The sequence below is a fragment of the Bradyrhizobium shewense genome (genome assembly GCF_900094605.1).
GTDB classification, from domain to species: domain Bacteria; phylum Pseudomonadota; class Alphaproteobacteria; order Rhizobiales; family Xanthobacteraceae; genus Bradyrhizobium; species Bradyrhizobium shewense.
The window spans coordinates 236,336-249,071 of sequence record NZ_FMAI01000010.1 but is presented as its reverse complement, the minus strand read 5'-3'; the positions used below and the strand labels follow the sequence as shown (position 1 = coordinate 249,071).

General features: G+C 65.7%; 10 protein-coding genes and 1 pseudogene. 8 read left to right on the top strand and 3 right to left on the bottom strand.

Going from position 1 to position 12,736, the window contains the following annotated elements; all coding sequences use genetic code 11:
• The first annotated feature begins 215 nt into the window (after positions 1 to 215).
• Complete coding sequence (locus GA0061098_RS20890) at positions 216 to 1,109, top strand: YihY/virulence factor BrkB family protein (RefSeq protein ID WP_091960235.1); 894 nt, start codon at positions 216 to 218, stop codon at positions 1,107 to 1,109.
• On the opposite strand, the gene GA0061098_RS20885 is transcribed toward GA0061098_RS20890, so the two are convergent.
• The gene (locus tag GA0061098_RS20885; protein ID WP_091960229.1) at positions 1,036 to 2,316 is read right to left on the bottom strand and encodes an ATP-binding protein; all 1,281 of its coding nucleotides are present in this window, start codon (positions 2,314 to 2,316) and stop codon (positions 1,036 to 1,038) included. The genes GA0061098_RS20890 and GA0061098_RS20885 overlap by 74 nt on opposite strands.
• Before the next feature lie 104 nt (positions 2,317 to 2,420).
• Positions 2,421 to 3,293, bottom strand: coding sequence for a tRNA glutamyl-Q(34) synthetase GluQRS (gluQRS, locus tag GA0061098_RS20880; protein WP_091960377.1), 873 nt, complete (start codon positions 3,291 to 3,293; stop codon positions 2,421 to 2,423).
• A gap of 122 nt (positions 3,294 to 3,415) precedes the next feature.
• On the opposite strand from gluQRS, the gene GA0061098_RS20875 reads away from it, so the two are divergent.
• The gene (locus GA0061098_RS20875) at positions 3,416 to 4,069 is read left to right on the top strand and encodes a DNA-3-methyladenine glycosylase family protein (RefSeq protein WP_091960226.1); all 654 of its coding nucleotides are present in this window, start codon (positions 3,416 to 3,418) and stop codon (positions 4,067 to 4,069) included.
• Positions 4,070 to 4,166: 97 nt separating this feature from the next.
• Here the strand turns inward: GA0061098_RS20875 and GA0061098_RS20870 are convergent, their stop codons facing one another.
• Positions 4,167 to 5,054, bottom strand: coding sequence for a LysR family transcriptional regulator (locus GA0061098_RS20870; RefSeq protein ID WP_091960223.1), 888 nt, complete (start codon positions 5,052 to 5,054; stop codon positions 4,167 to 4,169).
• Positions 5,055 to 5,235: 181 nt separating this feature from the next.
• Between GA0061098_RS20870 and GA0061098_RS20865 the strand changes: the two are divergent.
• The 6 genes and pseudogenes from GA0061098_RS20865 to GA0061098_RS20840 all read left to right on the top strand — a co-directional run bounded on the left by GA0061098_RS20865 (position 5,236) and on the right by GA0061098_RS20840 (position 12,727).
• Positions 5,236 to 6,207 (top strand): annotated as a pseudogene (locus tag GA0061098_RS20865) (NAD(P)H-dependent flavin oxidoreductase).
• A 35-nt stretch (positions 6,208 to 6,242) separates the two neighbouring features.
• Positions 6,243 to 7,427, top strand: a complete 1,185-nt coding sequence (locus GA0061098_RS20860) for an ABC transporter substrate-binding protein (RefSeq protein ID WP_091960219.1) — start codon at positions 6,243 to 6,245, stop codon at positions 7,425 to 7,427.
• 23 nt (positions 7,428 to 7,450) lie between these two features.
• Positions 7,451 to 8,977, top strand: coding sequence for an acyl-CoA synthetase (locus tag GA0061098_RS20855; RefSeq protein ID WP_091960215.1), 1,527 nt, complete (start codon positions 7,451 to 7,453; stop codon positions 8,975 to 8,977).
• Positions 8,978 to 9,141: 164 nt separating this feature from the next.
• Positions 9,142 to 10,917 (top strand): flavin-containing monooxygenase, encoded by a 1,776-nt coding sequence (locus GA0061098_RS20850; protein WP_129590904.1) that lies wholly within the window; start codon positions 9,142 to 9,144, stop codon positions 10,915 to 10,917.
• A 60-nt stretch (positions 10,918 to 10,977) separates the two neighbouring features.
• Positions 10,978 to 11,955 (top strand): peptidyl-alpha-hydroxyglycine alpha-amidating lyase family protein, encoded by a 978-nt coding sequence (locus tag GA0061098_RS20845; protein WP_091960211.1) that lies wholly within the window; start codon positions 10,978 to 10,980, stop codon positions 11,953 to 11,955.
• 214 nt (positions 11,956 to 12,169) lie between these two features.
• Positions 12,170 to 12,727, top strand: a complete 558-nt coding sequence (locus tag GA0061098_RS20840) for an HNH endonuclease (protein WP_018316280.1) — start codon at positions 12,170 to 12,172, stop codon at positions 12,725 to 12,727.
• The last annotated feature ends 9 nt before the right edge of the window (positions 12,728 to 12,736 follow it).

Genomic DNA, 12,736 nt, shown 5'->3' with positions numbered 1-12,736 from the left:
TCGAGCCCGGAATCCATCGGGCCACCCCTACTGCGGCGAAATGGATTCCGGGCTCGCGCTGCGCGCGCCCCGGAATGAGAGCGAAGCGCTTCGCGAACTGGCTTTTGGGGCAAGAATATCAGATGGTAGCGCGATGATTTCCGATTTGCGCCCATTGCCTATTCTCCTGACCTCTCCCTACGTGCGGGGAGAGCGAGCAGCGGTGTAGGTGCCACGTGAAAGCCATCCGCTACATTTACTGCGTCTTGGAGGATGCGTTCTACACGTTCCTGGCCGACGACGGCTGGGCGATCGCGAGCCACATCGCGCTGTCGACGCTGATGGCGTTGTTCCCGTTCCTGATCGTGCTGACCTCGCTCGCGGGCTTCTTCGGCTCCAAGGAACTCGCCGACCAGGCCGCCAGCCTGATGCTGCAGATCTGGCCCAAGCAGGTCGCCGATTCGATCTCGGGCGAGGTGCACGACGTGCTGACCACGACCCGCACCGGCATTCTGACGATCGGCGCGGCGCTGTCGGTCTATTTCGCCTCCAACGGCGTCGAGGCCCTCCGGGTCGCACTCAATCGCGCCTATGCGGTGGTGGAGATGCGGCGCTGGTACTGGCTGCGTCTGGAATCGATTGTCTACACGCTGATTGCGGCCTTCACCGCGCTCGCCATGGCGTTCCTGATCGTGCTCGGTCCGCTCTTGATCGAGGCGGCGCGACGCCATATCCCGCTGTTCGTCGAGTCCAACGAAAGCATCCTCACCTGGCTGCGCTACGGCATCACGATCGGTGCGCTGGTGGTGGCGCTGATCATCCTGCACGTCTGGCTGCCGGCGGGACGGCGCGGCTTCCTCCAGATCCTGCCCGGCATCGTCTTCACCATCGTGGCCTCGCTGATATCAGGCATCGTGTTCGGACAATATCTGGCGCGCTTCGCCAACAATTACGTGACCATGTATGCGGGGCTCGCCTCGGTGATCATCGCGCTGGTGTTCCTGTATTTCATCGCCGCGATCTTCGTTTACGGCGGCGAGCTCAATGCCGCGATCATCAAGTCGCGGCTTCCTCACGGCGTGTCGCTTCAAGCAGCGCAGTCGCTAGCGCCCGCGGAGACACAGGCTTGACCAGGAAGGCGTCGGCGCCGGCCTCGCGCGAGGCCGCCTCGTCCTCGCCGCGGCCGGACACCCCGATGATCGGGATCTGAGCCAGCGGCGCCTCCATAGTGCGGATCCGCCTGATGGCCTCGACGCCGTCGATGCCCGGCAGCACCATATCCATCAGCACCGCATCGAACGCCCCTTGCGCCAGCCGGCCGACGGCGTCCTCGCCGCGCCCGATGAACTCGGCATGATGGCCGAGCTCGGTCAGAATCGTGTTGAGCACGACGCGGCCGAACGGATTGTCCTCGACGCTGAGGACGCGCAGCGCCGCGACCGCATCTGCCTCGGCTTCACCCTTCGCCTTGCGGGATTTGCGCGGTCCCGCCGCATCGAGCGACACCGTCAGCGTGAAGGTAGCACCACCGCCGCGGCGCGGTGCGACGGTGATGTCGCCGCCCATCGCGCGCGCCAATTGCTTGACCGAGGACAGACCCAAGCCGGCGCCGCCGAAGCGCGAGGCGATGGTGACATTGGCCTGAGTGAACGGGCGGAACAGCCGCTTGATCTCGGCCATGGTGAGACCGATGCCGCTGTCGGACACTGCGAAGGCGACGCCGACCCTGCCCTTCTCTTTTGGCTTGCCTTTCGTTTTGCCTTTGGCAGGACGCCAGGGCGCGACCTCGAGTGCCACGCCGCCCTGGTCGGTGAACTTCACGGCATTGTCGATCAGGTTCTCGAGCGCGGCGCGCAGGCGGACGGGATCGCCGACCACGAGGCCGGGGAGCTTGTCGGAGATCTCGACCTGGGCCTGGAGACCTTTGGCCGCGGCACGGCCGGCCAGTGAATCGCCGGCGCTGCGGGCGAGCGTGCGGAGATCGAACAGGTCCTGCCGCAGCGTACTTCCGGCCTTGCTGGCCCCCTTGCCGGTTCTGGCGGCATCCACGAACAGCGTAGCAAGGCTCGCCAGATGCTCGGCACCGGCCTTGATGGTGTCGGCCCAGCGCCGTTCCCGCTCGCCGAGATCGGAGGTCGCGAGCAGGTCGCTGATCGCCAGAATGCCGGTCAGGGGGGTGCGGACCTCATGGGCAAAGGCGGCGAGCGCGGCCTGGACCACGTCCGGCGCGACCGCCTTGGTGCTGCGCTTGGGCAACCCGCCGGTCGTCCCGGACCGCTTCCGAGGCGGTCGCCTGGACGTCCGCGTGGTGCGCGCTGGGCGCTTTTTCGCCGCCATAGATCCCCTTCGAAGTGTCCCCTTCGAACCCCGGGCTGTCGGCCAAGCATGGCACGGCGGAACCCCCGGAGTCACGGCGGCGTTTCGCTAACCCCCAGAGAAACTTAACCTAATCCCACCAGCTGACGGATGTCGGCAGGCGCCATGCCGGCCGCGCGCAAGGCGCGCAGACCGGTCGAGCCGCTCGATTTCGACAGCTTCCGCCCCTCGCTGTCGCAAATCAGCCGGTGATGGCGGTAGGCGGGTTCGGGCAGGCCGAGCAGGACCTGGAGCAGGCGGTGGACGGCGGTGGCGTGAAACAGGTCCTGGCCCCGCACGATCTCGCTGACGCCCTGGAGCGCGTCATCGACGACGACGGACAGGTGGTAGCTGGTCGGCGTCTCCTTGCGCGCCAGGATGACGTCACCCCAGGCCTCGGGCCGCGCCGGGACCGTGCTGCGCTCGCCATCAGGCCCCTCGCCCAGCTCATTCCAGGTCAGGCCGGCAACGCGCCGGCAGGCCGCCATCATGTCGAGCCGCAACGCGTAAGGCGCGCCGCTGTCGATCAGGCGCACCCGCGCGTCGGCAGGCAGCGATTTGGACTCGCCGGGATAAAGCGGTGCGCCGTCGGGATCACGCGGCCACGGGCCGTCGGCCTCACGCGCGGAGACGAGCTTTGCGATCTCGGCGCGGCTTTCGAAGGCGGGATAGATGAGCCCAAGCGCCGACAGCGTGTCCAGCGCCGCGCGATAATCAGCGAGATGCTCCGACTGCCGCCGGACCGGCATCTCCCAATCAAATCCGAGCCAGGCCAGATCCTCATAGATCGCCGCCTCGAATTCCGGCCGGCAGCGCGTCGTGTCGATGTCCTCGATCCGCAGCAACAACCGACCGCCCGACTCGCGCGCGCGGTCGAAATTAAGGAGCGCCGAATAGGCGTGGCCGAGATGGAGGTGGCCGTTCGGGCTCGGGGCGAATCGGAAAACGGGTGGCGCCATCATATCGAACTCGTCATGGCCGGGCTCGACCCGGCCATCCATCTTCCAAGGACTCTGTTACGATATGAGATGGATGCGCGGGTCAAGCCCGCGCATGACGTCGAAGAGAGCTTGCCGATCGCATGACCATCCACCTCGAAACCCAATCCGATCTCGAAGAGGCCGTCCAAGCGCTGATCAAGCGCGATCCCCGCCTCAAACCCGTGTTCGAGATCGCGGGCATGCCAGCCTTGCGGCGGCGCGAGCCGGGCTTTGCGGGGCTTGCCCACATCGTCTGCGGCCAGCAGCTCTCGACCGCGAGCGCCGCGGCGATCTGGGGACGGCTGTCGGCGGCCTTCGATCCGTTCGACCATGACGCGGTGCGCCGCGCCCGCGCTGACCGGCTGGGGCGGCTCGGCCTGTCGGCCGCCAAGATCAAGACGCTGAAGCATCTCGCGCGCGAGATCGGCGCGCAGCGGCTGAACCTCGACGTGCTCGCCGAGGAGGATGCCGACGCCGCGCATCACACACTGATCGCGCTGCCCGGCATCGGCCCCTGGACCGCGGACGTCTATCTGTTGTTCTGCCTCGGCCATGGCGATGCCTGGCCCGCCGGCGACCTCGCCGTGCAGGAGGCTATCCGCGTCGGGCTCGGCCTTCAGGCAAGGCCGACGGAAAAGCAGATGGCGCCGCTCGCCGAACCCTGGCGTCCCCTGCGCGGCGCGGCGGCGCATCTGTGGTGGAGCTATTATCGCGCGGTGAAGAAGCGCGAGGGCGTGCTCGCCGGCTCGGGCTAAAGCGCGATGCGATCAGGATGAAACGTCATCGCGCTTTAGGTTGTTGTTTAAGCATGATCTTTTCGGAAAACCGCTGCGCACTTTTCCGGATCATGCTTTAGCCCCGCAGCCTCGCGCGGTCGGCCCGGGCGCATTCGGCGACGAAATCCACGACGGCGCGCACCGCCGGGAGTTCGACGAGGTCGGGATGGGCCAGCAGCCACAGGTCCGCCACGCTGGCGAGCTTTTGCGGGGCGACGCGCACGAGGTCGGGATAGCTTTCCGCGACGAAACAGGAGAGCGCCGAGATCCCAATCCCGGCGCGGACCGCCGCCAGCATGTCGCCCTGGGAAGAGCAGCGCATCACCACCCTGGCCTGCCGCGTGACGACGTCGCTCCAGCGCGCAAGCTGTGCATTGGACGCCTGGTCGGCGAAGCCGACGACGCTATGCTCCTTCCACTCGCCGCGCCGTTCAGGCAAGGACCGCCCCGCGGCATAATCGCGCGAGGCATAGAATCCGGTCCCAAGGCGGCCGATCTTGCGGCCGACCAGGTTTTCCTCGCCGCTGTCGAAAGGCCGCAGCACCACGTCCGCCTCACGCCGGCGCACGCTCGCGGGAAACGGGTGGGTGATGATCTCGAGCTGGACATGATCGTGCGCACGCAGGAAGGCGGGCAGGCGCGGCATCAGCCAATGCGAGGCCAGCGTCGCGCCGATCGAAAGCTTGACGATGCCGCGGGCCTTATGTCCTCCGGCCGCAACCGCGGTCTCGGCCCGCAGCGCCGCCGCCGCCATGGCCTCGGCGTGCTCGCGCAATGTCCGTCCATCCGCCGTCAGCGCCAGGCCGTCGGCGGCGCGCGCCACCAGTCGGGTGCCGAGCTGAGCTTCCAGCGCCGCGATCTTGCGGCTGACGGTCGGATGGCTGGTGTGCAGCCGGCGGGCGGCGGCGGTGAAGCTTCCGGTGTCGGCGACCGCGACGAAGGTCTTGCAAAGATCCCAGTCCAATCGGCACCCCCCGTTCATATCTGAATGGCTATCCGTTCATTATTGAACGACCGGAGCGCGCCGTCCAACCTTATAGTGGGTTCAAATCCGCAACACGGGCGGCAATCGCCCGCGCGACAATCAACAGGGAAACGCCTCGTCATCCGCCCGCCGGCGGGGCCGCGTTTTCAGGGAGGACATGATGGCGCTGCCCGCTCTCTTGAAGGATTCGCTCACGCTGCCCGTGGTGGGCTCGCCACTCTTCATCGTCTCCGGACCTGAGCTGGTGATCGCCCAGTGCAAGGCGGGCGTCGTCGGCTCGTTTCCGGCGCTCAATGCCCGTCCGGTCGAGAAGCTGGACGAGTGGCTGAGCCGCATCTAGGACGAGCTCGGGCAATACAAATCGCTCAATCCGGGCAAGAAGGTCGCGCCCTACGCGGTCAACCAGATCTGCCACGCCTCCAACGACCGCCTGATGAAGGATATGGAGACCTGCGTGAAACATCGCGTCCCCATCATCATCACCTCGCTGCGGCCGCCAGCGGAGATCGTCGAGGCCGCGCATTCCTATGGCGGGCTGGTGTTCCACGACGTCATCAACGTCAAGCATGCGCGGAAAGCGGCCGAGCACGGCGTCGACGGCCTGATCCTGGTCTGCGCGGGCGCCGGCGGGCATGCCGGAACGCTCTCGCCCTTCGCGCTGGTGCGCGAGGTCAAGCAATGGTTCAAGGGCACGATCCTGCTGTCGGGCGCGATCAGCGACGGCTTCGGCATCGCCTCCGCGCTGACACTGGGCGCCGACCTCGCTTATATGGGCACGCGTTTCATCGCGACCAAGGAAGCCAACGCCGACGAAGCCTACAAGTCCGCGCTGACGCAGCATGCCGCGCACGACATCGTCTACACCAACCTGTTCACCGGCGTGCACGGCAACTATCTCGGCCCCTCCATCGCCGCCGCAGGACTCGATCCGGACAATCTGCCGGTGGCCGACAAGACGAAGATGAATTTCGGCTCAGGCGGCAACACCAAATCAAAGGCCTGGCGCGACATCTGGGGTTCGGGCCAGGGCATCGGCCAGATCACCGACGCGCCTGCCGTCGCCGACCTGGTCGACCGGATGAAAGCGGAGTTCGATCGGGCCCGGCAGGATTTCCTGCGCGCCAGCGCCTGACGTCTCGGACTGACAAGAAAAAACGGGAGGACATTATGAAGCTCGCAGCCGCATTGATCGGCATGTCGTTGCTGACGCTCGGCGCCGGCAGCGCCCACGCCGAAGGCAGCGCCGAGATCCGCATCGGGCAGACCCTGCCCTATAGCGGCCCGGCCTCCGGCTTCGGCGCGATCGGGCGGACGCAGGAGGCGTTCTTCGACAAGATCAATGCCGAAGGCGGCATCAACGGCCGCAAGGTCAAGTTCATCACGCTGGACGACGCCTATTCGCCGCCGAAGACGGTCGAGCAGACCCGCAAGCTGGTCGAGCAAGACGAGGTGCTGATGATGTTCGGCTCGCTCGGCACCGCCACCAACAGCGCCGTGCAGCGTTATCTCAACGCCAAGAAGGTGCCGCAGCTGTTCGTGCTCTCGGGCGCCACCAAATGGGCCGAGCCGCAGAAGAATCCGTGGACGATGCCGGGGATGGCGGCCTACGAATCCGAGGGCGTGGTCTATGCCAAATACATTCTGCAGACCAAGCCCGACGCCAGGATCGCGATCCTGGCGCAGAACGACGATTTCGGTCGCGACTATGTCGCAGGCTTCAAGCGCGCGCTCGGGGCCAAGGCGGCCGGCATGATCATCGCCGAGCAGACCTACGAGACCAGCGCGCCGACGATCAGCTCGCAGCTCTCGACCCTGAAGGCCTCGGGCGCCAACGTGCTGTTCGGCGTCGTGCTCGGAAAGTTCACCTCGCAGATGGTCAAGGGCGTGGCCGAGATCGGCTGGAAGCCCGAGCTGTTCTTCGTGCCGACCTCGGCTTCGTCGATTTCGTTCCTGGAGCCGGCCGGGCTCGACAACGCCGTCGGCCTGATCTCGTCGAGCAACCAGAAGGACACGATGGACCCGCAATGGGCCGACGATCCCGGCGTGAAGGAGTATTTTGCCTTCATGAAGCAATACATGCCGAACGCCGACCTTTCCAATTCCAACTACGCGGCCGGCTACCACTATGCGACGCTGCTGATGACGGTGCTGAAGGCGTGCAAAGATGATGTCAGCCGCGACAACATCATGCGCCAGGCGGCCTCGCTGAAAGAGGTGAAGCTGCCGCTGCTGCTGCCGGGAATATCGGTTACGACCGGCGCCGACGATTATCTGCCGTTCCAGCAGCTTCAGCTCCGCCGCTTCAACGGCAAGAGCTGGGTCGGCTTCGGCGACGTGCTGGACGATCGCTAGGCTCGCGCGGGAAAGGACACGCCATGATCATCAGCGGCGAGCGCCGGATCAGCTATGACGAGATCCAGTCACGCATCAGGCGGGCGGCGAGCGGATTCCGCGCCCTGGGCCTGGCCGAGGCCGCGCCGGTTGCGATGATGCTGCGCAACGATTTCGCCCTGTTCGAGGTGGTTGCGGCCTCCGCCGCACTCGGTAGCCCGGTGGTGCCGATCAACTGGCATCTGAAGGCCGAGGAGGTCCGCTACATCCTGACCGACAGCGGCGCGAAGATACTGGTCTGCCACGCCGACCTGCTGCCGCAGATTCGCGACGGCGTGGCGCCGGATGTCCGCCTCCTCGTGGTCGCGACGCCGCCCGAGCTGGCGGCGACCTTCGCCATTGCCCCGGAGCTGACCGCGGTCCCGGCCGGACTGACCGATTGGGAGCGCTGGCGCGACGGCCATCCTGAAGCCCAGGAACCGCCGCGCCGAGCCGCGGCAATGATCTACACGTCGGGCACGACCGGCATGCCGAAAGGCGTGCGGCGCATGCCGATGCAGCCCGAGCAGGCGGCCGCTTCCGAACGCGTCGGCGCGATCGCCTATGGCATCAAGCCGCGGGACAACCAAATCGTGCTGATCAACGGGCCGATGTATCACTCGGCGCCGCATTCGTACGGCATGATGGCGTTCCGCAACGGCTGTACCGTCATCCTCCAGCCGCGGTTCGACGCGGAGGAGCTGCTGGCCCTGATCGAGCGTCACCGCGTGACGCACATCCACATGGTCCCGACGATGTTCGTGCGGCTGCTGCGGCTGCCCGAGGCGGTCAGGCGGCGCTACGACCTCTCGTCGCTGCGCTTCGTCGTGCACGGGGCTGCACCCTGCCCACCCGAGGTGAAGAAGGCGATGATCGATTGGTGGGGGCCGGTCATCAACGAGTATTTCGGCTCGACCGAGACCGGGATCCCGGTATGGCACTCTGCCGAGGAGGCGCTGAAGAAGCCCGGCACCGTCGGCCGCGCCATCGAAGGCGGCATCGTCAGGATCTTCCGCGACGACGGCAGCCCGTGCGACGCCAACGAGGTCGGTGAAATCTACATGCGTCAGACGGCGGTGCCCGATTTCGATTATCACGGCAAGGCACAGGCGCGCGCCGAGGCGGGGCGCGACGGCCTCGTCAGCGTCGGCGACGTCGGCTATCTCGACGAAGACAGCTATCTGTTTCTGTGTGACCGCAAGCGCGACATGGTGATATCAGGCGGCGTCAACATCTATCCCGCCGAGATCGAGAACGCGCTGATCGGCATGCCCGGCGTGCGCGATTGCGCCGTGTTCGGCATTCCCGACCCGGAATATGGCGAGCGGCTATGTGCCTGCATCGAGCCCGACACCGGCGAGCAGCTCTCGGCCGCCGCAGTGCAGGCTTTTCTGCGCGAGCGGCTGGCGAACTTCAAGGTACCGAAGGAGATCCGGTTCCTGGATGCGCTGCCCCGGGAGGCGACCGGAAAGATCTTCAAGCGCAAGCTGCGCGATCCCTATTGGACCGGCCGCGGTCCGGGCGGCGCTTAGACCTTCTCCGGCCGGCGTCCGCGCGAGTGGAATGCCAGGCCATATTCCGCCCGAGCAGGGCTGCATGCCTGCCTCGCTCGGGTCCGCAGCTTTTGGCGGGCGAGGAAACCGTATAGCGTTCGATCTCAGAGGAAACGCCGCGAAAGACGGCCAAGAGGTCGCGCATGCTCGACAAGACCAAGGATCTATCCGCGTGCGCCCAGGCCTGGCTCGATGAATTCGAGCGCGCGCTGGGCAGGCCCGATCCCGCCACGCTGGACCGCCTCTTCCTCGCCGACAGCTTCTGGCGCGACGTGTTGGCGCTGAGCTGGAACCTGCAGACGATCGCCGGCCGCGAGATGATTGTGCAAGCGCTCGACGCGCTCGCGCCCGAGGCGGCACCAGTCAATTTTAGGATCGCGCCGAACCGTGCGCCGCCGCGCTGGGTGACGCGTGCCGGCACCAACACCATCGAAACGATCTTCACGTTCGAAACCGCGACCGGCCGTGGCAGCGGTATCCTGCGGCTGATTCCCGACACCGCCGACGGCGACCGCCCGAAGGCCTGGACGCTGCTCACCGCGCTCGACGAGCTCAAGGGATTCGAGGAGCAGCTCGGCACGTCGCGGCCGCGCGGCCAGGCCTATTCCCGCGATTTCCGCGGGCCGAACTGGCTCGATTTGCGCAGCGCCTCGCGCGACTATGCCGATCGCGATCCGGCCGTGCTGGTGGTCGGCGGCGGCCAGGCCGGGCTCGCGATCGCAGCCCGGCTGAAGCAGCTCAAGGTCGATGCGCTGATCGTCGATCGCGAGATGCGGATCGGCAACAATTGGCGCAAGCGTTATCACGCGCTCACCTTGCACAACCAGGTGCAGGTCAATCACCTCCCCTACATGCCGTTCCCGCCGAACTGGCCGGTCTATATCCCCAAGGACAAGCTCGCCAATTGGTTCGAGGCTTACGTCGACGCCATGGAGCTGAACTTCTGGACCGGCACCGAATTCGCAGGCGGCGCCTATGACGAGGCGAACGGGCGCTGGACGGTCACCCTGCGGCGCGTCGACGGCAGCACGCGCACCATGCATCCGCGCCATGTCATCATGGCGACCGGCGTCAGCGGCATCGCCAATATTCCTGATATTCCGACGCTCGACAATTTCAGGGGTACGCTGCTTCATTCGAGCCGCTATGGGGATGGCGAGAGCTGGACCGGCAAGCGCGCGATCGTCATCGGCACCGGCAACAGCGGTCACGACATCGCGCAGGATCTTCATTCCAGCGGCGCCGAGGTGACGCTGGTACAGCGCGCAGCCACGCTGGTCACCAATATCGAGCCGTCGGCGCAGCTCGCTTATGCGACCTACAACGAAGGCACGCTCGAGGATAATGATTTGATCGCGGCCTCGATGCCGACGCCGCTGGCGAAGAAGACGCATGTGATGCTGACCGAGCAATCGAAGCAGCTCGACAAGGAGCTGCTCGACGGCCTCTCCCGCGTCGGCTTCAAGCTCGACTTCGGCGAGGCCGGCACCGGTTGGCAGTTCAAATACCTCACCCGCGGCGGCGGCTATTATTTCAACGTCGGCTGCTCCAACCTGATCGTCGAGGGCAAGATCAGGCTCAGGCAGTTTGCCGACATTGAGGGCTTCGTCACCGAGGGCGCACGGATGAAGGACGGCACCCTCCTTCCCGCCGATCTCATCGTCTTGTCGACCGGCTACAAGCCGCAGGAATATCTGGTGCGAAAGCTGTTCGGCGAGGCCATCGCCGACCGCGTCGGCCCGATCTGGGGCTTTGGCGACGGTTTTGAGCTGCGCAACATGTATGCGCGCACCAGGCAGCCCGGGCTCTGGTTCATCGCCGGCAGCCTCGCGCAGTGCCGGATCAACTCGAAATATCTCGCGCTGCAGATCAAGGCGATCGAGGAAGGGATTTTGGGGCGTGAGGTGGGCACTGCTTGAGCCCCTCGTCATTGCGCGGATGCAACGAGCACGACAGGAACAACTGAAGGAAGGGAACCCATGCCAGCCATTCTCGGCAGCGGCGAGCACCGCTACCGCGTCGTCGACAATTTCGCGAAACTGCCCGACGGCTGGCAGCTCACCGACGTCGCCTCCGTCGCGGTCGACAGCAAGGACCGTGTCTACGTCTTCAACCGCGGTGCTCACCCGATGGTGGTGCTCGACCGCGACGGCAGTTTCCTGCGCAGTTGGGGCGAAGGGCTGTTCTCGCGCGCGCACGGCCTGCACATCGACGCCGACGACAATCTCTACTGCACCGATGACGGCGACCACACCGTGCGCAAATGCACCACGGACGGCAAGGTGCTGCTGACGATCGGCATCCCCGAGAAGCCGGCGCCGTTCATGAGCGGCGATCCCTTCCACCGCTGCACCCACACCGCGCTGTCGCCGAAGGGCGAGATCTACGTCTCCGACGGCTATGGCAATGCGCGCGTGCACAAATTCACGCCGGACGGCAAGCTGCTCAAGAGCTGGGGCGAGCCCGGCACCGATCCCGGCCAGTTCAACATCGTGCACAATATTGCCACCGATGCAGATGGCTGGGTCTATGTCGCCGACCGCGAGAACCACCGCGTGCAGGTGTTCAATGGCGAGGGCAAATACGAGACGCAGTGGAACAACCTACATCGGCCCTGCGCGCTGTGCTGTTGCGGTGGGACCAAGAGCCCGACTTTCGTGATCGGCGAGCTCGGCCCGGGCTTTGCCATCAACCGCAATGTGCGCAATCTCGGCCCGCGGCTGTCGATCGTGGACGCCAAGGGCAAGCGCATCGCACGCCTCGGCGGCGAGGAAGGGCCGGGTGTTGCGAGCGGAAAGTTCCTGGCGCCCCACGGCATCGCGCTGGATTCCAGGGGCGACATCTATGTCGGCGAGGTCGGCGTCACCAACTGGGACACCAGCTTTCCCGACGAGGAGATGCCGGCCGCAGTGCGCGCGACGCGGTGCTTGCAGAAGCTGGAACGGGTACGGGAGTAGCTGCCGCGGCAGGCCGCGACGCACTGGTCACGGCAGTTCCGCGCCAGCCGCGCACCTCCCCCAAATCGCGGCTTTTTGAGCGCTTTCGCCACCCCGGCGCCGCATTGCTTGCACCTGAATAAGTCGCTCAGCGGGCTTCACAATCCCGTCACGCTGCATGTAGTATGTCAGTACATGCTGCTTCGCAGCGTATATTGGAGGCCGGGAGCGTTACTTGAACGCACATGTCTCGCAAGGCAGTTGGCCGGTGTTGGTGCTGAATGCGGACTTCCGGCCGCTGAGTTACTACCCGCTGTCTCTTTGGTCGTGGCAAGACGCGATCAAGGCGGTGTTCCTCGATCGCGTCAACATCGTCGCACATTACGATCAGGCGGTTCATAGCCCCACGCTGCAAATGCAGCTGCCGAGCGTCGTCTCGCTCAAATCCTTCGTCAAGCCGACCACCCATCCGGCCTTCACCCGGTTCAACGTCTTCCTCCGCGACCGCTTCGCCTGCCAATATTGCGGCTCGCCCGAAGATCTCACCTTCGATCACATCATCCCGCGCAGCAAAGGCGGCCAGACCACCTGGGAGAACGTGGTCGCGGCGTGCTCGCCGTGTAACCTGCGCAAAGGCAATCTCACGCCGGTGCAAGCCAAGATGTTTCCGCGCCAGCACGCCTTCGCCCCGACCGTGCACCAGCTTCACCGCAACGGCCGCCTGTTCCCGCCGAACTATCTGCACGATAGTTGGCTCGACTATCTGTACTGGGATACGGAGCTGGATCCGTAGGGTGCAGTC

Bases quoted from the DNA above. Each gene is read 5' to 3' on its own strand.
- GA0061098_RS20885 (WP_091960229.1), bottom strand. From the start codon at position 2,316: ATGGCGGCGAAAAAGCGCCCAGCGCGCACCACGCGGACGTCCAGGCGA.
- gluQRS (WP_091960377.1), bottom strand. From the start codon at position 3,293: ATGGCGCCACCCGTTTTCCGATTCGCCCCGAGCCCGAACGGCCACCTC.
- GA0061098_RS20875 (WP_091960226.1), top strand. From the start codon at position 3,416: ATGACCATCCACCTCGAAACCCAATCCGATCTCGAAGAGGCCGTCCAA.
- GA0061098_RS20860 (WP_091960219.1), top strand. From the start codon at position 6,243: ATGAAGCTCGCAGCCGCATTGATCGGCATGTCGTTGCTGACGCTCGGC.
- GA0061098_RS20855 (WP_091960215.1), top strand. From the start codon at position 7,451: ATGATCATCAGCGGCGAGCGCCGGATCAGCTATGACGAGATCCAGTCA.
- GA0061098_RS20850 (WP_129590904.1), top strand. From the start codon at position 9,142: ATGCTCGACAAGACCAAGGATCTATCCGCGTGCGCCCAGGCCTGGCTC.
- GA0061098_RS20845 (WP_091960211.1), top strand. From the start codon at position 10,978: ATGCCAGCCATTCTCGGCAGCGGCGAGCACCGCTACCGCGTCGTCGAC.